The sequence below is a fragment of the Streptomyces sp. NPDC055103 genome (assembly GCF_053607625.1).
The window spans coordinates 1-23,655 of record NZ_JBSGTX010000057.1; the positions used below are offsets into that span (position 1 = coordinate 1).

General features: G+C 73.7%; 18 protein-coding genes. 12 read left to right on the forward strand and 6 right to left on the reverse strand.

From position 1 onward, the window contains the following. Positions 1 to 83 precede the first annotated feature (83 nt). From ACWFR1_RS29430 to ACWFR1_RS29440, 3 genes are all read left to right on the forward strand, one after another. Entirely contained in the window at positions 84 to 872 is a 789-nt protein-coding gene (locus ACWFR1_RS29430; RefSeq protein WP_453556446.1) for a class II aldolase/adducin family protein, read from the forward strand. A gap of 205 nt (positions 873 to 1,077) precedes the next feature. Further along, complete coding sequence (locus ACWFR1_RS29435) at positions 1,078 to 2,310, forward strand: hypothetical protein (protein WP_453556449.1); 1,233 nt, start codon at positions 1,078 to 1,080, stop codon at positions 2,308 to 2,310. Positions 2,311 to 2,400: 90 nt separating this feature from the next. Then, positions 2,401 to 3,033 (forward strand): DoxX family protein, encoded by a 633-nt coding sequence (locus tag ACWFR1_RS29440; protein ID WP_453556452.1) that lies wholly within the window; start codon positions 2,401 to 2,403, stop codon positions 3,031 to 3,033. Positions 3,034 to 3,189: 156 nt separating this feature from the next. On the opposite strand, the gene ACWFR1_RS29445 is transcribed toward ACWFR1_RS29440, so the two are convergent. After that, a complete protein-coding gene (locus tag ACWFR1_RS29445) occupies positions 3,190 to 4,530 on the reverse strand; it encodes a PspC domain-containing protein (RefSeq protein ID WP_453556455.1) in 1,341 nt (446 codons plus the stop codon). Between the two features lie 156 nt (positions 4,531 to 4,686). On the opposite strand from ACWFR1_RS29445, the gene ACWFR1_RS29450 reads away from it, so the two are divergent. Beyond that, entirely contained in the window at positions 4,687 to 5,952 is a 1,266-nt protein-coding gene (locus ACWFR1_RS29450) for a PspC domain-containing protein (protein WP_453556458.1), read from the forward strand. Continuing rightward, positions 5,949 to 6,671, forward strand: a complete 723-nt coding sequence (locus ACWFR1_RS29455; protein WP_453556460.1) for a LuxR C-terminal-related transcriptional regulator — start codon at positions 5,949 to 5,951, stop codon at positions 6,669 to 6,671. Before ACWFR1_RS29450 ends, ACWFR1_RS29455 begins: the two co-directional genes overlap by 4 nt. An 85-nt stretch (positions 6,672 to 6,756) precedes the next feature. On the opposite strand, the gene ACWFR1_RS29460 is transcribed toward ACWFR1_RS29455, so the two are convergent. Further along, positions 6,757 to 7,926: an NlpC/P60 family protein gene (locus tag ACWFR1_RS29460; protein ID WP_453556463.1), complete on the reverse strand. Its 1,170-nt coding sequence runs from the start codon at positions 7,924 to 7,926 to the stop codon at positions 6,757 to 6,759. 345 nt (positions 7,927 to 8,271) lie between these two features. Here ACWFR1_RS29460 and ACWFR1_RS29465 point away from each other — a divergent pair, with 345 nt between their 5' ends. Next, complete coding sequence (locus ACWFR1_RS29465) at positions 8,272 to 8,625, forward strand: hypothetical protein (RefSeq protein ID WP_453556465.1); 354 nt, start codon at positions 8,272 to 8,274, stop codon at positions 8,623 to 8,625. Between the two features lie 100 nt (positions 8,626 to 8,725). Beyond that, a complete protein-coding gene (gene pcrA / locus ACWFR1_RS29470; protein WP_453556468.1) occupies positions 8,726 to 11,170 on the forward strand; it encodes a DNA helicase PcrA in 2,445 nt (814 codons plus the stop codon). 71 nt (positions 11,171 to 11,241) lie between these two features. Here the strand turns inward: pcrA and ACWFR1_RS29475 are convergent, their stop codons facing one another. After that, positions 11,242 to 12,885: a M23 family metallopeptidase gene (locus tag ACWFR1_RS29475; protein ID WP_453556470.1), complete on the reverse strand. Its 1,644-nt coding sequence runs from the start codon at positions 12,883 to 12,885 to the stop codon at positions 11,242 to 11,244. A 229-nt stretch (positions 12,886 to 13,114) separates the two neighbouring features. After that, positions 13,115 to 14,014 carry an esterase/lipase family protein gene (locus tag ACWFR1_RS29480; protein ID WP_453556473.1) on the reverse strand — a complete coding sequence of 300 codons (900 nt, stop codon included), beginning with the start codon at positions 14,012 to 14,014 and terminating at the stop codon, positions 13,115 to 13,117. A gap of 302 nt (positions 14,015 to 14,316) precedes the next feature. Here ACWFR1_RS29480 and ACWFR1_RS29485 point away from each other — a divergent pair, with 302 nt between their 5' ends. Beyond that, positions 14,317 to 14,724 carry a cobalamin B12-binding domain-containing protein gene (locus ACWFR1_RS29485; protein ID WP_399224094.1) on the forward strand — a complete coding sequence of 136 codons (408 nt, stop codon included), beginning with the start codon at positions 14,317 to 14,319 and terminating at the stop codon, positions 14,722 to 14,724. Between the two features lie 81 nt (positions 14,725 to 14,805). Here ACWFR1_RS29485 and ACWFR1_RS29490 read toward each other — a convergent pair whose 3' ends face one another. Both ACWFR1_RS29490 and ACWFR1_RS29495 read right to left on the reverse strand, forming a co-directional pair. Continuing rightward, on the reverse strand, positions 14,806 to 16,551 hold the full coding sequence (locus ACWFR1_RS29490) for a DUF5691 domain-containing protein (RefSeq protein WP_453556476.1): 1,746 nt from the start codon (positions 16,549 to 16,551) through the stop codon (positions 14,806 to 14,808). 37 nt (positions 16,552 to 16,588) lie between these two features. Continuing rightward, positions 16,589 to 18,007, reverse strand: coding sequence for an SWIM zinc finger family protein (locus ACWFR1_RS29495; RefSeq protein ID WP_453556479.1), 1,419 nt, complete (start codon positions 18,005 to 18,007; stop codon positions 16,589 to 16,591). Positions 18,008 to 18,135: 128 nt separating this feature from the next. Here ACWFR1_RS29495 and ACWFR1_RS29500 point away from each other — a divergent pair, with 128 nt between their 5' ends. From ACWFR1_RS29500 to ACWFR1_RS29515, 4 genes are all read left to right on the forward strand, one after another. Next, positions 18,136 to 18,549, forward strand: coding sequence for a hypothetical protein (locus tag ACWFR1_RS29500; RefSeq protein WP_453556482.1), 414 nt, complete (start codon positions 18,136 to 18,138; stop codon positions 18,547 to 18,549). Positions 18,550 to 18,663: 114 nt separating this feature from the next. Beyond that, positions 18,664 to 19,821 carry an ATP-binding protein gene (locus ACWFR1_RS29505; RefSeq protein WP_453556485.1) on the forward strand — a complete coding sequence of 386 codons (1,158 nt, stop codon included), beginning with the start codon at positions 18,664 to 18,666 and terminating at the stop codon, positions 19,819 to 19,821. Then, a complete protein-coding gene (locus ACWFR1_RS29510; protein WP_453556488.1) occupies positions 19,818 to 22,430 on the forward strand; it encodes a DUF5682 family protein in 2,613 nt (870 codons plus the stop codon). Before ACWFR1_RS29505 ends, ACWFR1_RS29510 begins: the two co-directional genes overlap by 4 nt. After that, on the forward strand, positions 22,427 to 23,647 hold the full coding sequence (locus ACWFR1_RS29515; protein WP_453556491.1) for a VWA domain-containing protein: 1,221 nt from the start codon (positions 22,427 to 22,429) through the stop codon (positions 23,645 to 23,647). Before ACWFR1_RS29510 ends, ACWFR1_RS29515 begins: the two co-directional genes overlap by 4 nt. Positions 23,648 to 23,655: the final 8 nt, after the last annotated feature.

Sequence of the window (23,655 nt, forward strand, 5' to 3'; positions counted from 1 at the left end):
GCCCCGCGCCCGCCGCGCGGGGCGGCGGCTTCGTCGTGTCCGGGCTCTGGTGAGTTGCCCTGGCGGGCGTTACCTTCCGGCGCATGAGCGTGATACCGGACCCCGTCCCCGTCGAACGGCTCCACTTCGCCATGCCCCCCGTCCACGCGACGGCCGAGGAGGAGCGCACCCATCGCAGACAGCGGCTCGCGGGTGCCCTCCGGCTCTTCGGACGGCTCGGATACGAGGAGGGCGTCTCGGGTCACATCAGCGCCCGCGACCCCGAGCTCCCCGACTGCTACTGGGTGAACCCCTTCGGGGCGCCCTTCGAGGACCTCACCGCGAGCGACCTCGTCCTCGTCAACGGCGACGGGCAGGTCGTCCGGGGCGGCCAGCACGTCAACCAGGCGGCCTTCGCCGTCCACTCCCAGGTCCACCGGGCCCGGCCCGACGTCGTCGCCGTCGCCCACACCCACTCCCTCCACGGGCGGGCGCTCGCCGCGCTCGGCGAACTCCTCGACCCCCTCACCCAGGAGGCGTGCGCCTTCTACCAGGACCACGCCCTCTACGACGCGTACACCGGAGTCACCGTCGACGCCGAGGAAGGCCGCCGGATCGCCCTCGCCCTCGGCTCGTTCAAGGCGATCGTGCTGCGCAACCACGGGCTGCTCACCGTCGGCACCTCCGTCGACGCGGCCGCCTGGTGGTTCATCGCCATGGAGCGCTGCGCCCAGGTCCAGCTGACCGCGCGGGCGGCCGGGAAGCCGGTGCCGATCGACCACCGGGACGCCGTCGCCACCCGCGAACAGCTGGGCAGCGACCTCGTCGGCTGGATCAACTACCAGCCGCTCTGGCGCAGGATCAGCCGCGCGGAGCCCGAACTCCTGTCGTAACACCATCGCTTCACCCTTCTGTACGTCAATGAGATGGCGCGGCAATCACTCTTCGGCGGGGCGCACACGGCAGCTCCGGGAGCCGCCGGTACGACACAATTCCGAGGAATCAAAGGCTGGTTGACCGTTCGGACGCATCGGATCGCACCGGAAACACCGGAACGCGTCGGAACGGGTCGTGAAGTGAGCTCGGGAAGTGAGCACCGTGGCGGTTCAAGAGGCGAGACAGTACGGCGAACACGCGACGGCCTGCGCCGGCTGCGCCCACTGCGGGAAGGCCGGACACCGACGCGCGGTCGCCGCCTTCCTCGCCCGGCGGGACGAGCTGGCCGCCGGACACGGCGTCCCCGCCGCCGTCGCCCACTCGCCGGTCGCCGCCCGCCAGTGGGTCTCCGACGAGCTGGCCCAGTCCGCCCGCGCCGTGGCCGCCCACGGCCGCGAGGCCGGCGTGGCCTGGCTCGACCGGGTGAGGAGCGGGGGCATCGGCGCCGTGTGGGGTGCCGTCCTCGCCCTCCTCCTCGGCCAGGCCCTCACCGCGATCGGCAGCGGCTGGACCGGTGCCCGCACGGCCGGTCTGTGCACCGCGCTGGTCCTCGCCGTCCTGCTGAGCGCCGCCGCGCACACGCACCGGTCACGCGGTGGTCTCCTCGCCCCGCTGATCGGCGAGGACAACCGGCTCTCCACCACCCGCGCCGTCGCCGCCGCCTGGCTTCTCCTCCTCGCCTTCACCCTCCTCTTCCTGGCCTTCCGGTCACCGGGCCCGGCCGCCTTCGGCCTGTCCCGGGGCGCCGGCCTGCTCACCGTCTTCGCCCTCGTCTCGGGGGTCGCCGTCACCGCCCGCCTCGTCGTCTCCGTCCGGATCGCGGCCCGCCGCCTCCAGAAGATCCGCGCCGACCGCCCGCGCGCCGCCGACCTGCTCTGCGACGACAGCGGCCGGGCCGGCCTCGCCGACGTCCAGTACCTCCTCGTCTCCTGTGCCGTCCTGGCTCTGACGGCCGTCGGCCTCGCCCGCGACCCCGGCCGGCTCCCCGAGGTGCCGTGGTCGCTCGTACTGCTCCTCGCCGTCTCGGCGGCCTTCCACCTCGCCGCGAAGTGCACCGAGGGCGTCCGCCCCACCATCCACTCCGTCGTCCGCTCCCGGGAGGCGGGCGACCTCGACGCCCCGATCCGCACGGGCGACGACATCGAGATCCGCGGCTGCGGCTTCGTCCCGCCGGGCGCCGCCGCCCCCGACCCGCTGACCCGGCTGGTCGTGCGCATCGGCCCCGTCCACGCCCACGTCCCCCTGGTCCCCGTCCCGGGAGGCTTCGCCAACCCGACGGACGCCGTCCTCACCGTCCCCCTCCCGGCGGACGTCGAGCCTGGCCGCGTGGAGGTCTCGGTCGTGACGGCGGCGGGCGTCGAGACCAATAGGGTCACGATCGACGTCGTCGACTGAGCGTCGGGCCCCTCCGCGTGTCCCTGGTGCACGGGTCCGAGGAGAATCGTTCCGCGAACAGTCGTGCGGGGCGTGGAGAGGTGACCGACGATGACGGGACAAACGGACCGGACGAACGAGCCGACCGGCGACCCCAGCACCCCCGGCGGCCCGCGCGGGACCGGCGGCGCGGACGGGGCCGGCGGCGCGGACGGGGCCGCGGGCGCGGACGGGACCGGCGGAACCGGCCGCCGTGCCCGGTGGGAGGCCGCCTTCGTCCGGTGGAAGGCCGTCGCCTCCCGCTACGCCCTCCTTCCGCTGCGGCTCTTCCTCGGGATCACGTTCGTCTACGCCGCGCTCGACAAGCTCACCGACTCGGCCTTCTTCGCGGCCGAGGGCAGCGGCTCCGTCGGCGAGATGATGCGCGCCGTACGGGACAGCTCGGCGATCCCCGGCCTCGTCGACCTCGCTCTCAGGAACCCCGCCGGCTTCGGGTACGCCATCGCCTTCGGAGAGCTCGCCGTCGGGATCGGGACCCTGCTCGGTCTCTACGCCCGCGTGGCGGCGCTCGGCGGCGCGCTGATCTCCCTGAGCCTGTGGCTGACCGTGAGCTGGCAGGTGAGCCCGTACTACCTCGGCAACGATCTCGCCTATCTGATGGCCTGGCTCCCGCTACTGCTGGCAGGGGCGTCCGAGCTGTCCGCGGACAGGTTCCTGGCCGATCGACGGCGCCGTATTCGATAGGCGACCCAGGTCACGAGGGACGCCGTGGCGAGGCCACCGCAGAGCACCGGGACCACCCCGTACCACGGGGTCGTCCAGGCGCCCGCGGCGTCGCCCGCGTAGACGGCGGCCAGGGCGAGCGCGGTGAGGCCGACGAGCAGCCGGCCGGGGCGGAACTCATGAAGCAGCACGGGTGACCTCCACCTGTCCGATTCCGACCTCCAGCGAGAGGTCCAGCGTGCCTGCCGGGACGGTCCCGGCCGGCGGGGCGATCGTGCGGGTCTCGACACGGTCCGGGGCGATGTCGATGTCGTCCGCGGGCTGTCCCGGCAGCTGCACGTCGCCCAGTCCCACCTCCGCGTGGAGCTTCACCACCACGTCCTTCGGGACGACCACCTTGAGCTGCCCCGCGCCCACCTCGGCCCGCGTGGCGACGGTCGTGCCCGCCGGGACCGGCAGCGCCGACAGGTCGAGCAGACCCGCGCCGGTGCCCAGCTCGTAGCGCGGCTGCACCGCGGCGACGGAGGCCGGCTTCCACGTCTCGCGGACCCAGTCCGTGGTGATCCGGTCGGGCAGGGCCGCCGCCCCGGCGAGCAGACAGGCCGTGACGACGGTGAGGATGACGGTCCCGAACCCGGTGCGGCCGAGGAAGCTGCTGACGACCAGGCCGAGCCCGAACACCGCGAGGGCGGCCACGAGACCCGTCTCCAGGCTCCTGCTCAGCGGCTCGGACTCCCAGGTGAGGGCGGTGCCCAGGCCGGCCGCGAGCATCGCGAGCAGCTGGACGAGACCGGCTATGGAGAGCGGACTCCGCCGGACGGAGGGCGTCGGCCGCTCGACACGGGAGGGATCCGGCCCCCACTGGCTTCCGGGCTTCGGCACCTCGCCGCCGACCTTGCCGTCCTCGTCGACGATGCCGTGCGGTCCCCAGAGGTAACCGAGCGCCACCCGGCCCGTCGACCCGTCCTTGACGATCGGGTCCTTCCACCACGACTGGTACTCGTAGATCGGCGGGGCCTTGGTCTCGGGCGGTGCCTCGGAGACCGCCTGGGCGGCCCCCGTGTCCGGCCGGCCCTCCGACTCCCCGCCGACCGCCCGGCGCCGCGACCAGACCGCCGCACCGCACACCGCGAGCGACACCAGCATCGTGAAGCCCAGCATCGACCCGCTGCGCAGCATCGAGAGGAAGATCCCGCAGCCGATCAGCGCCATGAACACGGCCGACAGAGAGGCTCCGGTGACCCGGCCGGTCAGCAGTCTGCGTCCCTCGTTCTCGTCCTCGCCCGCGAGCGGCACGAGCAGCCACGCGAAGGCGTAGAAGATCAGGCCGACGCCGCCCGTCACGGACAGCACGCCGACCGTGATCCGGAAGATCACCGGGTCGAGGTCGAAGTGCCGGCCGAGACCGCCGCAGACTCCGCCCACGACCTTGCCGCTCCGCGAGCGCTGCAGAGGCAGCGAGGCATCGGCCTCCGCCGGCGGCGGGGCCTCGTGGGTCGAAGGCTTCGAACTCGTCATGCGTCCATGGTGACGGCCCGTGACCCGGCGCGGCACCGGGATCGACCCTGGCCCGACCCTGATATTCGGAGGGGCCCCACCCCTGAGGCGTTACCAGGGACGATCTCAGGGCCGACCCTGATGTCCGGGGCGGGCCGAACGTGTGACGATCGGTGCATGTCCGCAGCCGCTCGTGTCGCCGAGACCGACGAACCACCCGTGCGCAGGCTCTACCGGAGCGCCGACGGGCGGTGGCTCGGCGGTGTCGCACGCGGCCTGGCGGGCCACCTCGGACTGCCGGTCGTCTGGGTGCGCGCGCTGTTCGCGGTGCTCTTCTTCACGGACGGTCTCGGCGTCCTGCTCTACGCGGTCTTCTGGATCGTCGTCCCGCTCGGCGTCGGCGGCCGGGCCGCTCCCCGTCCCGTCTTCGAGGTCACCGCGGACGGCCGCCGCCGGCTGCGCAAGCCCGACCGGGGACAGGTCTTCGCCCTGATCGCGCTGGTGATCGGCGGCGCGGCCCTCGTCGGGAACGTCGACGTCGCCAACCAGTCAGGGCGGTACGTCTGGCCCGTCCTCCTGATAGGTGTGGGCGTCGTCCTCGTCTGGCGTCAGGCGGACAACGCCCGCCGGGCCAGCTGGACCGACGTGGGACGGCGCAGACGCACCCTCCAGCTGGTCCGCGGACTCGTCGGCGTCGCCCTCGTCGGCGCGGGCCTCGCGGTCTTCCTGGTGGTCCGCGGCTCCGTCGCCCAGCTCGGGACGGCCCTTACGGCCTCCGTCGCGGTCCTCACGGGGATAGCGCTGCTCGCGGGCCCCTGGCTGGTCCGTATGTCGCAGGACCTCACGGAGGAGCGGACCATGCGTATCCGCGCCCAGGAGCGCGCCGAGGTCGCGGCCCACGTCCACGACTCCGTGCTCCACACCCTCACGCTGATCCAGCGCAACGCCGACGACGCCGGGGAGGTGCGCCGTCTCGCCCGTGCCCAGGAGCGGGAGCTGCGGAACTGGCTCTACAAGCCCGAGGGCACCGGCCGGGACGAGGAGGAGCCCGCGACCCTCGCCGAGGCGGTGAAGAAGGCCGCCGCCGAGGTCGAGGACAAGCACGGCGTCCCGCTGGAGGTCGTCGTCGTCGGCGACTGCCCGCTCGACGAGAAACTGACCGCACAGATGCAGGCCGCGCGCGAGGCGATGGTGAACGCCGCCAAGTACGGTGGCGAGGGCGGGGCGGTGCAGGTGTACGCCGAGGTCGAGGGCCGCACGGTCTTCGTCTCGGTGCGGGACCGGGGGCCGGGCTTCGACCTGGACGCGGTGCCCGAGGACCGGATGGGCGTACGAGAATCGATCATCGGCCGCATGCAGCGCAACGGCGGGTCGGCCCGGCTGCGGTCCGTGCCGGACGGGGGCACCGAAGTGGAGCTTGAGATGGAGAGGGCGGACGGATGAGCGACGAGACCGGGGCAGCGACCGGGACCGAGGCGGGGGAGACGGAGCCGGTCACGGAACGCCGGGTGCGGGTCGTGCTCGTCGACGACCACCGCATGTTCCGCACGGGCGTGCAGGCGGAGATCGGCCGGACCGAGGTCACCGGGGTCGAGGTGGTCGGCGAGGCCGCCGACGTCGACCAGGCGGTCACGGTCATCACCGCGACCCGACCCGAGGTCGTCCTCCTCGACGTGCACCTTCCGGGCGGTGGCGGCGTCGAGGTGCTGCGCCGCTGCGCGAGCCTGATGGTGGCCTCCGAGGACCCGGTCCGCTTCCTGGCGTTGTCCGTCTCGGACGCGGCGGAGGACGTGATCGGGGTGATCCGGGGCGGCGCACGCGGCTACGTCACGAAGACGATCACCGGCACCGACCTGGTCGACTCGATCTTCCGGGTCCAGGAGGGCGACGCCGTCTTCTCCCCCCGGCTCGCCGGGTTCGTCCTCGACGCCTTCGCCTCGACGGACGCGCCGCCGGTGGACGAGGACCTGGACCGGCTCACGCAGCGGGAGCGGGAGGTGCTGCGGCTGATCGCCCGCGGCTACGCGTACAAGGAGATCGCCAAGCAGCTCTACATCTCGGTGAAGACGGTCGAGTCGCACGTCTCGGCGGTGCTGCGGAAGCTCCAGCTCTCCAACCGCCACGAGCTGACCCGCTGGGCCACCGCCCGCCGCCTGGTCTGAGCGACCCCACCCGGATCACCCCACCTGTCTCACCCCACCCGTCTCACGACGCTCGGGGCAGGACGCTCGGGGCACCTCGACCGGCTCACCCCACCCGGGTCGCTCCGGCGAAGGGCATCTCGTCGATCGGGGCGATCCGCACGGGGGCGCCGGGGCGGGGGGCGTGGATCATCTGGCCGCCGCCGATGTAGAGCCCGACGTGGCTGATGCCCGAGTAGAAGAAGATCAGGTCGCCGGGGGCGAGCTGGGAGCGTGAGACACGCGGGCCGGCGTTGATCTGGGTGTACGTCGTGCGCGGCAGGGAGACACCGGCCGCGCGCCAGGCCGCCTGGGTCAGCCCGGAGCAGTCGTACGCGGACGGGCCCGTCGCGCCCCACACGTACGGCTTGCCGAGCTGGGCGCGGGCGAAGGAGATGGCCTCGGCGGCGCGGGTGTTCGGGGCGGTCACGGTGCCGCGCTCACCACCCGAGGAGCGGTCGGCGCGTGCCGCGGTCGAGCCGCCGGCTCCACCGGTCGTGGTGGCCGTACCGCCCGTACCACTCGTCGTGCCCGTTGCACCCGCGCTCGTACCGCCGCTCGTACCGCCGCCTTCCGGGGTGCGGGAGCTCTCGCGGGCCGCGACGGCGGCGTCGTACCGGGCGCGTTCCTCCGCGGTCAGCCGGGCGAGCAGGGTCCGGGCCGCCTCCAGCTTGCCCATGACGACCGCCTTCTGCCGCCGCAGCTCCTCCTCGTGCCCGCGCAGCGTGGTCAGGCGTCCCGCGGCCTCGCCGCGCAGTTGCCGGAGGGCGCCGAGCTCGCGCCGTACGGCGGTGACGGCCGCGGCCTGCCGGGCCCCGGCCTTCTCCGCGAGCGCGGCCCGCTCCAGGTACTCGTCGGGATCGGAGGTGAGGGCGAGCTGTACGGCGGGGGCGAGCCCGCCCGAGCGGTACTGCGCGGCGGCCATGGCCCCGAGCCCGTCCCGCGCGGTGTTGAGCCGCTCGGTCCTGCGGGCCGCCTCGTCGCGCAGCCGGTCGAAGGCCCCGCGCTCCGCGTCGGCCCGCTCCTTCGCGCCGTTGTACTTCTCCGTCGCGACCTCGGCCTCCTGGTAGAGCCGGTCGACCTTCGCCTTCACCTGGGCGGTGGTGAGTCGCGGGTCCGCGTGCCCGGACCCCTCGAAGAGCGTCGCGGTCGCCGCGGAGGCGAGGGCGAGGGTGGCGGCGGTGCGGACCGCCTGACCACCGAGCGGGGACTGCCTGGGTTTTCGGTGCGCTGCCACGAGGGCGGGTCACATCCTCTTCCCTGCGGGGGGAACGGTGCCCGCCGGGCCGACGGCGGGCCGCACAGGGGAGACGGACCGCCGCCGGGTTTTCCTGGCGGGGATGACCGGCAGCCGCCGGGCGACCGGCGGTGGTGGGAGCCGGCCACCTGCTGGAGGACGCTAAACCTCGGGGTCACGCCCCGGCAGTGAGTTGACCGCTATTGGCTTCAGGTGATGGACATGGACCGAACTCTTTCGTCCGAGGGACGGGCCGGGGGACATTGCGGCAGAGGTCCGACCGAAGCGCCGGAGGGAGTGGACCCGGCCGGAGAGCGGTGTTAGCGCCCCGGTTAGGCTCCGCCCATGGACGTACTCATCAATGTCTTCGTCGCCCTGCACATCATCGGTATCGCCTCCCTCCTGGGCGGCTTCCTCACCCAGATGAAGGCGATGGGCGCCGGTACGGCCCGCTTCACTCCGGCGATGCTGCACGGCGCGCTGACCATGCTGATCACGGGCGTCGCGCTCGTCGGCCTCAACCAGGCCGACGACCAGACCGTGAACAACATCAAGGTCGGCATCAAGCTGGCCGTGCTCGTCGTCGTCCTCGGCCTGGTCTACGTCAAGCGGGACGAGGAGAAGGTCGACAAGGGCCTCTTCGCCGCCGTCGGCGCCCTGACCACGGCCAACATCTTCATCGCGACGCTCTGGACGTGACCCGTTCCCGGGGAGCGTGACGCGTTCCCGGGGGAGCGTGACGAAGCCCTTCCCCAAGGCGGGCCCGGATGTCGGTGGGGCGTCCTAGACTCGGGAGGCGATGAGCAGCCTCTTTGACGACAGCTTCCTGGCCGGCCTCCAGAACTCCTCGGGGGAGGCCCCGCCCCCGCCCGAGGACCACGAGCACGGCGCCCCGGCCCCGGAGGAGGTCCCGCACGACCTCTTCGGGGAGCACTTCGACGCGCCCCCGCCCCGGGACCCGTACTACCGCGACGGCGCGGCGCGCCCCGTCGTGGACCCCGCCGCGCTCCTGGACGGGCTGAACACCGAGCAGCGCGCCGCCGTCGTCCACACCGACACCCCGCTGCTCATCGTCGCCGGAGCCGGCTCCGGCAAGACCCGGGTGCTGACCCACCGCATCGCCCACCTCCTGGGCACGCGGCACGTCCACCCCGGCCAGATACTGGCGATCACCTTCACCAACAAGGCCGCCGGCGAGATGAAGGAGCGCGTCGAGCAGCTCGTCGGCCCGCGGGCCAACGCGATGTGGGTCATGACCTTCCACAGCGCGTGCGTGCGCATCCTGCGCCGCGAGTCGAAGAGGCTCGGCTTCACCTCCTCCTTCTCGATCTACGACGCCGCCGACTCCAAGCGACTGATGTCGCTGGTCTGCCGCGACCTGGACCTCGATCCGAAGAAGTTCCCGCCGAAGTCGTTCAGCGCCAAGATCTCGAACCTCAAGAACGAGCTGATCGACGAGGAGTCCTTCGCCGACCAGGCCGTCGACGGCTTCGAGAAGACGCTCGCCGAGGCCTACCGGATGTACCAGGCACGGCTGCGCGAGGCCAACGCCCTGGACTTCGACGACATCATCATGACGACGGTCCACCTGCTCCAGGCGTTCCCCGACGTCGCCGAGCACTACCGCCGCCGCTTCCGCCACGTCCTCGTCGACGAGTACCAGGACACCAACCACGCCCAGTACACGCTCGTACGGGAACTCGTCGGCACCGGCTACGAGGACCTCGGCCCGGCCGAGCTGTGCGTCGTCGGCGACGCCGACCAGTCGATCTACGCCTTCCGCGGCGCGACCATCCGCAACATCCTCCAGTTCGAGGAGGACTACCCGGACGCGACGACGATCCTCCTGGAGCAGAACTACCGCTCCACGCAGACGATCCTCTCCGCCGCCAACGCCGTCATCGAGCGCAACGAGTCCCGCCGTCCCAAGAACCTCTGGACGAACGCGGGCGCGGGCGCCCAGATCACCGGCTACGTCGCCGACACCGAGCACGACGAGGCCCAGTTCGTCGCCGACGAGATCGACCGGCTCACGGACACCGGCGCGGCCAAGGCCGGCGACGTCGCCGTCTTCTACCGGACCAACGCCCAGTCCCGTGTCTTCGAAGAGATCTTCATCCGCGTCGGACTGCCCTACAAGGTCGTCGGCGGTGTGCGCTTCTACGAGCGCAAGGAGGTCCGGGACGTCCTCGCGTACCTCCGCGTCCTCGCCAACCCCGAGGACAACGTCCCGATGCGCCGCATCCTCAACGTCCCCAAGCGGGGCATCGGCGAGCGCGCCGAGGCGATGATCGACGCCCTCTCCCTGCGCGAGAAGATCACCTTCCCGCAGGCCCTCAAGCGGGTCGACGAGGCGTACGGCATGGCCGCGCGCTCCGCGAACGCCGTGAAGCGCTTCAACGCGCTGATGGACGAGCTGCGCACCATCGTCGAGTCCGGCGCCGGCCCCGCCGTCGTCCTGGAAGCCGTCCTGGAGCGCACGGGCTACCTGGCCGAGCTCCAGGCCTCGACCGACCCGCAGGACGAGACCCGGATCGAGAACCTCCAGGAACTCGCCGCCGTCGCCCTCGAGTTCGAGCAGGAGCGCGGCGAGGAGCCCGCCACCCTCGCCGAGTTCCTGGAGAAGGTCGCCCTCGTCGCCGACTCCGACCAGATCCCGGACGAGGACGAGGAGGGCCGGGGCGTCATCACGCTGATGACGCTGCACACCGCCAAGGGCCTCGAGTTCCCGGTCGTGTTCCTCACCGGCATGGAGGACGGCGTGTTCCCGCACATGCGCGCCCTCGGCCAGGCGAAGGAGCTGGAGGAGGAGCGGCGCCTCGCGTACGTCGGCATCACGCGCGCCCGAGAGCGGCTCTACCTCACCCGCTCGTCGATGCGCAGCGCCTGGGGCCAGCCCTCGTACAACCCGGCCTCGCGCTTCCTCGAGGAGATCCCGCCCGCGTATCTGGAGTGGAAGCGGACCGGTCCGATGGCGAAGCCCGCCGGGCCGACCTCGGGCATCACCTCCGCGCTCTCCTCCTCCCGCGCGCGCTCCGGCCCCTCGGGCTTCGCCACCCGGCGCACCGGCGAGAAGCCGGTGGTCTCCCTCCAGATCGGGGACCGCGTCACGCACGACCAGTTCGGTCTGGGCACGGTGACGGCGGTGACGGGGATGGGCGCGGACGCCCAGGCGACGATCGACTTCGGCGACGAGAAGCCGAAGCGGCTGCTCCTGCGGTACGCGCCGGTCGAGAAGCTGTAGCGCGTACGTACACGAGAGGGCCCCGGCTTCGGCCGGGGCCCTTCGCGTACGTGGGTGAAGGCGGGTGGAGGTCAGCTCGTCGGGTCGAGGCCGTGCTTGCGCAGCCAGGCCAGCGGGTCGATGGCGTAGCCGCCGTTCGGCCGGACCTCGAAGTGGAGGTGTGGGCCGGTGGAGTTGCCGGTGTCGCCGGAGTACGCGATGACGTCGCCGGCCTTGACGTGGCCGTAGCGGATCTTGGCGCTGCTGAGGTGGCAGTACCAGGTCTCGGTGCCGTCGGGGGCGGTCACGATCACCATGTTGCCGTAGGCGCTGTTCAGCTGGGTGCGGACGGTGCCGTCCGTGGCGGCCATCACGGGTGTGCCGGTCTGCACGGGGAAGTCGATGCCGGTGTGCACGGACATCCAGTTGACGCCGGACTGGCCGAAGCGCGCGCTGAGCCGGTGGAGCTCCACCGGCAGCATGAACTTGGGGCGGAGGGCCTCCTTGCGGGCCGCTTCCTCCTCGCGCTTCTTCTTGTCGGCCGCCTGGCGGGCCTTGAGGTCGATGCGCTCCTGGGTGCGGCTCGCGCGGTCGCCGAAGTCGCGGGCGTCCTCGCTGAGCGCGGCGAGCTGGGTGTCCAGCGCGTTGTTGGCGGCGACCTGCTTGACGGAGCCGGGGTCGGCCGCGGCGAGGGCGGTGGTGTCCTTCTTGCCGCCGTCGGTGGTGGGGCCGGTGAGCCCGCCGACGGAGGCGGCGGCGATACCGGCGACGCCCATGACGCAGGCCGAGGGGACGGCGACGGTCAGCAGGGCGGACCGTTTGGCGGGCGTACGGCGGCGGCCTCGGCTGCTGCCCGAGCCGCGGCGCACGGGGCGGCCCGCGAGCGGGGACTCCGTACGGATCTCGGCGGCGGGCTCGTCGGCCGGCTCCTCGTCGTCAGCGAAGTTCTCGGTGGCGCCGTGGAAGGCGTCGTCGTGGAACGTGTCGTCCTGGAAGGTGTCTTCCTGGAACGCGTCATGGTGGACGGTGTCGCCGTGGACGGTGTCGTCGAGGGCGTCCGCGAGGTCGTCGGCGTAGGCGTACTCGGGCCGCGCTTCCGCTGCGGCTTCCGGCTCATGGGCGAAGTCGAACGCGAACTCGGCGGTGTACTCCGCCTGCGGGCTGTACTGCTGGGGGACGACCGGCTCGGTCTCAGGGGCCGCCTGGTTCCAGGCCGTCGCGTCGTAGGCGCCGGTCTCGGTCGCGAACGCGGGGGCCGCCCACTGGCCGGTGGCGTCGTACGTCTCGTAGCTGAACGTCCCCTGCGCGGCGTACGCGCCGGCGTGGGCCGTCTCGTACTGGCCGGTCTGCTGGGCTTCGGTCCAGGCGGAGGCGTCCCACTGGCCGGTGGTGTCGTACTGCTGCTGCCCGGTGGCGTCGTACTGCTGGCCGGCGGGGTCGTACGGGGTGTGCGTGGCGGCGCTGCCGTACTGGTCGGTGGCCTGCCACTGGCCCGTGGTGTCCCACTGGCCCGTCGTGTCGTACTGCTGCTGCCCGGTGGTGGCGTACTGACCGGTGGTTCCGTACTGCCCTGTGGTGTCGTACTGGCCGGTCATCCCGTACTGGCCGAGATCCCACTGGCCGCTGTGGTCGGCCTGCCCCGCGGGGTAGGCGCCGAACAGCGGGTCGACGGCGAAGCTGCCTGTGGTGAGGGCGTCGTCTCCGACGTACCCGGCGTGGGGGTGCTGGTCGTTCACCAACGTCTCTCTCGCCTCGGCAGCAGGACCAGTCCGGGGCGGGCCCGATGAGGGGTGTCCCGGGGGAAGCAGTGGCGCGACTGTACCCGGCGGTATGCGCAACCGACAATCTTCGGAGGCGTTTGAGCCCGTAGGAAACGGGCAATCGGCCGTGTTTTGCCAGCTCATGGAGAGAGCTTTGGCCTTGTGTTCGAGGAACGTTCGAAGAACGGGCTGTGGCGAGAAGACGTCAGGCGACGGAGGCGGCGCCCGACTCCCCTTCCTGAGCGGCCGGAGTCACCGGCCCGCCGGCGTCCAGGGCGTCCAGGACTCCGGCGGCCACCGTCGGGTGGACGGGCAGCGCGAGATGGCCGATGCCGCTGACGCGGACGTTGTGCACGAGGAGATCGGGGTGGTCGAGGCGCGCGGTCTCGACCGGCACCATCACCTGGTCGAGATCGCTCCAGAAGCTGACGAACCGGGTCCGGCAGCCGGGCGCCGGGCCGGCCAGCTCCCGCAGGACCGCCGAACCGGGGCGCATCTGCCGCACCAGCGGATGCGCGTCGGCGAGCGGGGCCACGGTCGTGCCCGAGTGCGGGGTGCCGAGCATGACCAGGGTGCGCACCCGGGTGTCACCGCCAAGGCGCTGTACGTAATAACGGGCGATGAGCCCGCCGAGGCTGTGTCCGACGATGTCGACCTCGGCGTGTCCCGTGCGGACGCGGATCTCCTCCACCCGCTGCCCGAGCAGCTCTGCGGCGCTCCGCAGGTCGCAGGTGAGCGGTGAGTAGTTGAGCGACGCGACGCGGTCGCGGCCGTGCCGGGCGAGGACGCGGCGCAGCAGGACGAAGACGGAGCGGTTGTCGACGAAACCGTGCAGGAGGACGACCGGGCGCATGCCCGGGGTGATCGACGCGCGGGAGCCGGTGGCGGGATCGGTGGCGGTGCCCGTGGCGGGGGAGGTGGCGGGGGCGGTCGCGGGGCCCGAGGCCGGGTCGGCGGTGGGGGCGGTGGCCGGGTCGGCGGTGGGAGTGGTGCGGGAGAGGCGCTCGGCCACGATCCCGGAGGGGTAGAGGACGAGATGCCCGGTGAGGATCGCGAGTTCCAAGGCGGTGGCCTTCATCAGGGCGGTGACCTTGGAGAGCTCCATCGCCGACCTCCCGAGCGGCACGCGGGGGCCGGACGGTACCGAGGTGCGCCGCACCCCCGCGCCGCACGGACGGCGGTACGGAGGTACGGCGACCTCGTCGCGGCTCCCCTGCGACCGGGCCCCGCTTGCGGCTGGTGGGCCCAGGAGGAGGGCCCGAAGCGGGGAACGGCGCAGAGCGAACATGTCCCACGTGTGATTTCCCCCTCGCTCGCCACCGTGAAACGGCCGCTTGCGGGATGCTGGCGATAACGTTCGTTCACCTCCCCGGCAATCAGGCGCGGGGGTCGCATGTGGAGGCAGTGATGGGTGTGACCGGTCCGATCCGCGTGGTGGTCGCCAAGCCGGGTCTCGACGGCCACGATCGCGGGGCCAAGGTGATCGCGCGGGCACTGCGCGATGCCGGTATGGAGGTCATCTACACCGGTCTCCACCAGACGCCCGAGCAGATCGTCGACACCGCGATCCAGGAGGACGCCGACGCGATCGGCCTCTCCATCCTCTCGGGCGCGCACAACACGCTCTTCGTGAAGGTCCTGGAGCTGCTGAAGGACCGTGACGCGGAGGACATCAAGGTCTTCGGCGGCGGCATCATCCCGGACGCGGACATCGCGCCGCTGAAGGAGAAGGGCGTGGCGGAGATCTTCACGCCGGGCGCGACGACCGCGTCCATCGTCGACTGGGTGAACGCGAACGTCCGCGTGGCGGTCTGACCGCGTTCCACACGTCGTCTGCCAAGGCCCTCCCTCCGGGGAGGGCCTTCGCCGTGTGCCGACCAGTGGTGTGGCGACCCGTCAGGTGGGGCTTTCCGTGAGCTCGGCGCGCATGGCCGCGCGCAGCCGGAGCGTGGAGACCAGCCGCTGGAAGGCCTCGGACCAGTAGCCGCCCGCGCCGGGGGCGGTGTCCTCCCCCTCGTCGGGCAGGGCCGTCAGCGCGTCCAGCTGCCGCGCCGCCTCCGGGGCGAGACAACGCTCCGCGAGGCCCATCACCCCGCTGAAGCTCCACGGGTAACTGCCCGCGTCCCGCGCGATGTCGAGGGCGTCGATCACCGCGGCGCCCAGCGGCTCGGCCCACGGCACGGCGCAGACGCCGAGCAGTTGGAACGCCTCCGACAGGCCGTGGGCGTCGACGGAGGCGGCGACCCAGCGGGCCCGTTCGTCCGCCGGGAGCGTCGCCAGGAGCTGGGCGCGCTCGGCCAGTGACGAGGTCCCCGGGCCCGTCGCGGGCGGGACGGCGGGGGCGCCGAGCAGCGCCCGCGACCAGGACGCGTCCCGCTGCCGTACGGCCGCCCGGCACCAGGCGGCGTGCAGTTCGCCCTGCCAGTCGTCGGCGACCGGCAGGGCCACGATCTTCTCCGGGGTCCGCCCGCCGAACCGGGCGGGCCAGCAGGACAGGGGCGCGGCCTCGACGAGCTGGCCCAGCCACCAGGAACGCTCGCCCCGGCCCGCCGGCGGCGTCGGCACGACACCGTCCCGCTGCATCGCCGCGTCGCACTCGTGCGGGGCCTCGACGGAGATCGTGGGCGAATCCGCCGTCCGGTCGAGGCCGACGCAGGTGGCGGCCCGGCCGGCCATCCGGCCCGCGAACGCCGAGGCGGGCAGGGCGGAGAGCAGCTCGGCGGCGGTGGCGCGGATGTTGCGGCTGCGGTCGGCGAGGGCCGCCTCCAGGAACTCCTCGTCCGCGTCGGACAGTCCGGTACGCAGCGAGTCCAGGAACATCAGCCGGTCCTCCGCCCGCTCGGTCGACCAGGTGGACGCCAGAAGGGCGAGACCGGCCGCCGGGTCCTCGGTCCGTACGGCGGCGAGCAGGGCGACCCGCTCGGCGAACAGGCCCTCTTCCCACAGCGCCCTGACGCCCTCGGTGTCCCCGGGGGACGGGAGCCGGCCGGCCGCGCCCCTGCCCCGCAGCGCGAACCGCCACTCGGTGTTGAGGCCGGCGAGCCACAGGCCGCGCGGCCCGGCGAGGCGGAGGGCCTGGGGCCGCAGGTCGGTCCGGGCCCTGGCCGCGTCGAGCAGGGCGGGCAGGGCGGCGGGCGGTGCCTTGTACCCGCGCTCGTCGGCGAGGGTCAGCCACTGGGGCAGCAGTTCGGCGAGATCGGGAGCGGCCCCGCGCCTCCCTCCGGCGGGCGACGGCGCGGCCCGCCCGGCGAGGAGCTGGTCCAGCCGCCTCCGGGCCGCTGCGGGCAGCGGCCGGCGCGGGTCCTCCGGCGCGGGTTCGAGCGGTGGCGCGGCGGGCCCGGGCCGCAGCCCCGCCCTGCGTCGTACGGTGTGCAGCGCGGCGGCGTCGAGCAGCGCGCCCGCCATGTCCGCACCGGTCCGGCCGTGCCCCTTGGCCTCCGAGAACCGCGCCGCCCCGGCGAGGACCGCCGGCGGGCGGCGGTCCGTGCCGAGCAGCGCGGAGGTGACGAGCTCCTCCCAGACGCGAGCGCTGTCGTCGGCGGAACGGGCATCGGTACCGGTACCGGCACCGGCACCGTGGCCTTCACCGTGTCCGTCAGTCCCTGTGTCGTACGGGGCCGGGGTGGTCGCGCGCGTGGTCATCGGGGTCCTCCGTACGGTCGGGGGAGGTGGTGGGCCGTCATATGAGGGGGACCGTCTCGGCCGGTTCCTCCGGCGACCAGGCGGTGAGCGGGGTGAATCCCCGGTGGCCGCACTCGCCGAAGACGGTCAGGGGCGCGCCGCCGGAGAGGGCGACGAGGCGCCAGAGTCCGGGCCGGTTCTGCGCGGCGGGCGTGAGCGGCAGGGCCTCGCGGCCGTCCGCGTCGGCGAGCTGCCAGCCGTACTCCGCCCGCGCCGGGACGACCTGGCGCAGGGTCACGGGCCAGGACTCCAGCCATGGGTCCTCGCTCAGGGCCCGCCCGTAGGCGTCGAGGGCCTCGCCCACCGGTCCGCCCGGTGGCGGGCAGGCGGGCGCGTCGACCGGGACGAAGTGCTCGCCCGGCTCCGCGCGCAGCCGCCCGGCGCCCGTGTGCGGGGTCAGCTCGCCGTCGAGGACCGCGCCCACGGGGAGCGCGGGGCCGGGGGCCCGGCCGGCCGCGCCGAAGGAGAGGAGGAGCGCCGTGCGTCCGGTCGTGGCGCCGTACAGCCAGGCGCGCCGGGTGGTCAGCCGGGCGTCGGCCGTGTCGTACTGCGCGAGGACGAGCCAGTGGTCGCGCACCGGGACGCCGTCGGCCGGGGCGGTCAGGCCGACCCGGGTCCGCACGGTCGTGGCGAAGTCGGCGGGCAGCCGGTCGGCGGCGAGCCAGGCCCGGTCGAGGAGGTGGGTCAGGGCGCACTCCTCCAGAAGGCGCACGGGCCAGCCGGGGCCCGAGCCCGGTATCGCGCCCAGCTCCCGGACCCGGCCCGCGAGGCCCGGCGCCTGGGCGTCGACCATGCGGGCCGCCGTCTCCTCCCACAGGCCGTACCCGGTCTGCTCGGCCGTGGCCAGGCCGCCGCGCAGCAGGTCGGCGAGCCGCTGCTCCAGCTCCTGCGCGCCCGCGGTGATCCTGGCCGCCCTGCGCTCGGCCCTGCGGCGCGCGGCCTCGGGGTCGGCCGTGGCCCTGGAAGCGCCACTCCCGGCCAACCCGGCTGACCCGGCTGACCCGGCTGACCCGGCTGACCCGGCCGGTCCGGCTGACCCGGCCAACCCGGCCGGGTCAGGCGCGCTCCCGGCGTCGGCCCGGTGCTTCGTGAGCCAGGATTCCGCCCATTCCGGCGGGGCGCCGGCCGCGAACGCCGGCCCGTCGGACGCCTGGAGCAGCAGCAGTCCGAGCACGTGCTTGCACGGGGACTTGCGACTGGGGCAACCGCAGGCGTACGCGGGCCCCGTGAGGTCGACGACCGTCTCGTACGACCGGCCGCCCCCGCCCCCGCACAGACCCCAGACCGCGCCCTCGCCGCGGCCCGTGCCCGACCACGTCCCGGCCGTGCCCAGCTCGCTCCCCGCCCTGCGCGAGGCGTCGTCAGGAGCCAGTGCCAGCACCTGTTCTGCCGTCCAGCGCACCCCCATGGCATTCATGTCATCGACCGTAGACGCCGCCACTGACAACGCCTCCGACCTCCGTAAAGGGATTTGACTTTACTCTCCCTTTACGATTCTCTGCGCGGGACCGAAGACCAGCACGACCTGTCCAGGGGAACCCCGTCATGAAGCGCACCGTCCGCACCGCCGTCTCGGCCCTCGCCGTCGCAGGGCTCGCCCTCGGCCTCGGCGCCTGCTCGGAGGCGGCCGAGAAGGCCGTCGACCAGGTCGACAAGACCGTCACCGAGTCCTACGAGGTCACGTACGAGGTCAGCGGCAAGGGCATCGAATCCATCGACTACCACGCCGGTGACGGCACCGCCATGGCGCCGAAGGTCGAGTCGGAGAAGAAGCCGGCCACGCCGTGGAAGAAGACGGTGAAGCTGCACGGCATCATGCCGCCGGCCGTCATGCCGATCTCGCTCGACCCCGCCGGCCTCACCTGCAAGGTCATCTACCAGGGCAAGGTCATCAAGGAGGCCGAGGGCGAGAAGGCGATGGCGGGCGGCTGCGTCGCCGTCTCCCCGGTCGTCGGCTGACCCACCCTCACCCCGAGCCTCTCACAAGGCCCCTGACCAGCGGTGAGAGCCGATTGTCAGTGGGATGGTGCACGGTGGATCGCACAACAGGTCGAGCGATCTGGAGGGGGATCCATGACCGTGCCCGAATCTGTCGCGCGGCCCGGCTCCGGTGTCGAGACGGACACCGGACCGGGCCTGCCCGAGACCGTCGCCGAGGCCCTGAGGCCGCACGCCGAGCACGCCTTCGCCGACGAACTCACCGCACTCGCCGCCGCCGACGACCGGCCGCGCCCCGCCCGTTGGCGCCTCTCGCCCTGGGCCGTCGCCACCTATCTCCTCGGCGGCACGCTCCCCGACGGGACGGTGATCACGCCCAAGTACGTGGGACCGCGCCGCATCGTCGAGGTCGCCGTCACCACACTCGCCACCGACCGGGCGCTCCTGCTGCTCGGCGTGCCCGGCACCGCGAAGACCTGGGTCTCCGAGCACCTCGCCGCCGCCGTCAGCGGTGACTCCACGCTCCTCGTCCAGGGCACCGCGGGCACGCCCGAGGAAGCCGTCCGGTACGGCTGGAACTACGCGCGACTCCTCGCCCACGGTCCCAGCCGCGACGCCCTCGTGCCGAGCCCGGTGATGCGGGCGATGGCGCGGGGCATGACCGCCCGCGTCGAGGAGCTCACCCGCATGCCCGCCGACGTGCAGGACACGCTCATCACGATCCTGTCCGAGAAGACCCTGCCGATCCCGGAGCTGGGCCAGGAGGTGCAGGCCGTCCCCGGCTTCAACCTCATCGCCACGGCCAACGACCGCGACCGGGGCGTCAACGAACTCTCCAGCGCGCTGCGCCGCCGCTTCAACACCGTCGTGCTGCCGCTGCCCGCCACCCCCGAGGCCGAGGTCGACATCGTCACCCGGCGCGTCGAGCAGATCGGACGCTCCCTCGACCTGCCCGCCGTGCCCGCCGGGGCGGACGAGATCCGTCGCGTCGTCACCGTCTTCCGCGAGCTGCGGGACGGAGTCACCACCGACGGGCGGACGAAGGTGAAGTCCCCCTCGGGGACGCTCTCCACGGCCGAGGCCATCTCCGTCGTCACCGGCGGCCTCGCGCTCGCCGCCCACTTCGGCGACGGCGTCCTGCGCCCCGGCGACATCGCCGCCGGCATCCTCGGCGCCGTCGTCCGCGACCCGGCGGCCGACCGGGTCGTCTGGCAGGAGTACCTGGAGACCGTGGTCAGGGAGAGAGACGGCTGGAAGGACTTCTACCGCGCCTGCCGCGAGGTGAGCGCATGACACCCGCCACCACGGCCCGGGCCCCCGGCCGGAACACGGTCCGGGACGGGAACACGGCCCGGGGAGGGGGCACGCTCCGGGACGGGGACGCGGCCCGGGACGGGGACGCGGCCCGGGACGGGGACGCGGCCCGAGACGGGGACACGGTCCGAGACGGGAACGCGGCCCGGGGAGGGGGCACGCTCCGGGACGGGGACGCGGCCCGAGACGGGAACACGCTCCGGGACGGGGACGCGGTCCGGACCGGGGATGGTGGGCGGCGCGGGTGGCCCCTGCTGCTCGGGGTGCGGCACCACGGGCCCGGCTCGGCCCGCGCCGTGCGGGCCGCGCTGGAGGCGGAGAAGCCCGCCGTCGTCCTCGTCGAGGGACCCGCCGAGGCCGACGCCCTCGTCGCCCTCGCAGGGGACGCGTCCATGCGGCCCCCCGTCGCCCTGCTCGCCCACGCCGTGGACGACCCCGGGCGGGCCGCGTTCTGGCCGATGGCCGAGTTCTCGCCCGAGTGGGTCGCGATCCGCTGGGCCCTCGACCGGGGCGCCGCCGTCCGGTTCGTCGACCTGCCCGCCGCCCACACCCTCGCCGCCGACCCCACCTGGGACGACAGCGAGGAGGTGGACGGCCGGAGGGCGGCCGGCGGCCGGCTCCGGATCGACCCCCTCGCCGAACTCGCCAGGACCGCCGGCCACGAGGACACCGAGCACTGGTGGGAGGACGTCGTCGAACTGCGCGGCGACGGCGACCCCACCGCTCCGTTCGAGGCCCTCGCCGAGGCCATGGGCGCCCTGCGCGAGGCGTACGGACACGGCGGACACCCCCGCGACCTCGTCCGCGAGGCGTACATGCGGCTCCAGCTGCGCGCCGCCCACAAGGAGTTCGGCGACGAGATCGCCGTCGTCTGCGGCGCCTGGCACGTCCCCGCCCTCACCCGGAAGACCACCGTCGCCGCCGACCGCGCCCTCCTCAAGGGCCTGCCCAAGGTGAAGACCGAGCTCACCTGGGTCCCCTGGACCCACCGCAGGCTCGCCCGGCGCTCCGGCTACGGCGCGGGCATCGACGCGCCCGGCTGGTACGCCCACCTCTTCACCTCCCCCGACCGGCCCGTCGAGCGCTGGATGACCAAGGTCGCCGGACTCCTCAGGGCGGAGGACCACCTCGTCTCCACCGCCCACGTCATCGAGGCCGTCCGGCTCGCCGAGACCCTCGCCGCCCTGCGCGGCCGCCCGCTCCCCGGATTCGACGAGACGACGGACGCCGTCCGCGCCGTCCTGTGCGAGGGCTCCGACGTGCCGCTCGACCTCGTCCGCGACCGCCTCGTCGTCGGCGACGTCCTCGGCGAGGTCCCGGCCGGCGCCCCCGCCGTACCCCTCCAGCGCGACCTGAGCCGCCTCCAGCGCTCCCTGCGGCTCAAGCCCGAGGCGCGGGAGCGCGAGCTCGACCTCGACCTCCGCAAGGAGACGGACGGCGCCCGCAGCCGGCTGCTGCACCGGCTGCGACTGCTCGGCGTCGACTGGGGGATCCCGGCCACCGGCCGGGCCGGCACCGGCACCTTCCGGGAGACCTGGCGACTGCGCTGGCAGCCCGAGCTGCACGTCCAGGTGGCCGAGGCCGGAGTGTGGGGCACCACCGTCGAGGCCGCCGCCACCGCCAAGGCCGAGTCCCGCGCCTTGGCCGCGACCGCTCTCGCCGACATCACCGCCCTCGCCGAGCAGTGCCTCCTCGCCGGACTCGGCGAGGCCCTGCCCGTCGTGATGCGGGCCCTCGCCGACCGGGCCGCGCTCGACACCGACGTGACCCACCTCGCCCAGGCCCTCCCGGCCCTGGCCCGCTCCCTGCGTTACGGCGACGTCCGCGGCACCGACACGGCCGCGCTCGCCGAGGTCGCCGCCGGGCTCGCCGAGCGGATCTGCGTCGGCCTCCCGCCGGCCTGCACCGGACTCGACGCCGACGCCGCGACCGCCATGCGCGACCGGATCGACGAGGTCCACCAGGCCCTCGGCCTGCTGCCGGACGCGGCGCGGCCGGCCGACCGCTGGACGGGCGTCCTGCACCGGCTCGCCGACTGCGACCGCGTGCCCGGCGTCCTGCGCGGCCGGGCCGCCCGGCTCCTCCTCGACGAGGGCCGGATCACCGAGGACGAGGCGGCGCCGCTCATGAGCCGCGCTCTCTCGCCCGGCGCCCCGCCGCAGGACGCCGCCGCCTGGATCGAGGGCTTCGTCGGCGGGGCCTCCGGCGGCGGACTGCTCCTCGTCCACGACGAGCGACTGCTCGGCCTGGTCGACACCTGGCTCACCTCCGTACCGGCCACGGCCTTCACCGACGTCCTGCCGCTGCTGCGCCGCACCTTCTCCGGATACGAGCCGGGTGTCCGCCGCACCCTCGGCGAGCTCGTCGCCCGTGGCCCGAAACCCGACGGGCCGGGCCGCGCGACGCCCGCCGGCGCACCCGGCTTCGCCGCCGGACTCGACCGGGAACGGGCGGACGGAGTCCTGCCCCTCCTCCACCTCATCCTCGGCACGGAGGCCACCGCCATGAGCGCCGTGAGCGGCAGCATCCTCGGTACGGAGGTCACTGCCATGAGCGCCGGCACCCACGGCAAGGAGGCCACGCCATGACCGCCAGCCCCGCCAGCCCCACCAGCACCGGCAGCACTGGCAGCACCGGCAGCACCGGCAGCACCGGCAGCACCGGCGGCGACGAGCGGCTGCGCCGCTGGCGGCTGGTCCTGGGCGGCGGGGACGCCGACGGCACCGGACGCGCGCTCACCGGCACCGACGCCGCCATGGACGGCGCCCTCACCGCGCTCTACGGCCGCGAGGCCGGGCCCGACGGCAAGGGCAGGGACCGCTGGGGCGGGCTCGGCAGGTCCGCGCCCTCCGTCGCGCGCTGGCTCGGCGACATCCGGACGTACTTCCCCAGCTCCGTCGTCCAGGTCATGCAGCGCGACGCGATCGACCGGCTCGGCCTCGCCACGCTCCTCCTGGAGCCGGAGATGCTGGAGGCCGTCGAGGCCGACGTGCACCTTGTCGGCACCCTGCTCTCCCTCGACAAGGCCATGCCGGAGACCACCAGGGAGACCGCCAGGGCGGTCGTACGAAAGGTCGTCGACGACCTGGAGAAGCGCCTCGCCGCCCGCACCCGCGCCACGCTCACCGGCGCCCTCGACCGCTCCGCCCGGATCAGCCGCCCCCGGCACCGGGACATCGACTGGGACCGCACGATCCGCGCCAACCTCAAGAACTACCTGCCCGAACACCGCACCGTCGTCCCGGAGCGGCTCGTCGGCCACGGGCGCGCCTCCCGGGCGGTGCGGAAGGAGGTCGTCCTCTGCGTCGACCAGTCCGGCTCGATGGCCGCATCCGTCGTCTACGCCGCCGTCTTCGGCGCGGTGCTCGCCTCCATGCGGTCGATCGCCACCCGGCTCGTCGTCTTCGACACGGCCGTCGTCGACCTGACCGACCACCTCGACGACCCGGTCGACGTCCTCTTCGGCACCCGGCTCGGGGGCGGCACCGACATCAACCGCGCCCTCGCCCACTGCCAGGCGAGGATCGGCCGCCCCGCCGACACCGTGGTCGTCCTCATCAGCGACCTGTACGAGGGAGGCATCCGCGACGAGATGCTGAAGCGGGTGGCGGCGATGAAGGCGTCGGGCGTCCAGTTCGTGGCGCTGCTGGCCCTCTCCGACGAGGGCGCCCCCGCCTACGACCGCGACCACGCGGCGGCGCTTGCCGCGCTCGGCGTCCCGGCCTTCGCCTGCACCCCCGACCTGTTCCCGGAGATCATGGCCGCCGCGCTGGAGAAGCGCCCCCTGCCGATACCGCCCGCCTGACCTCTACC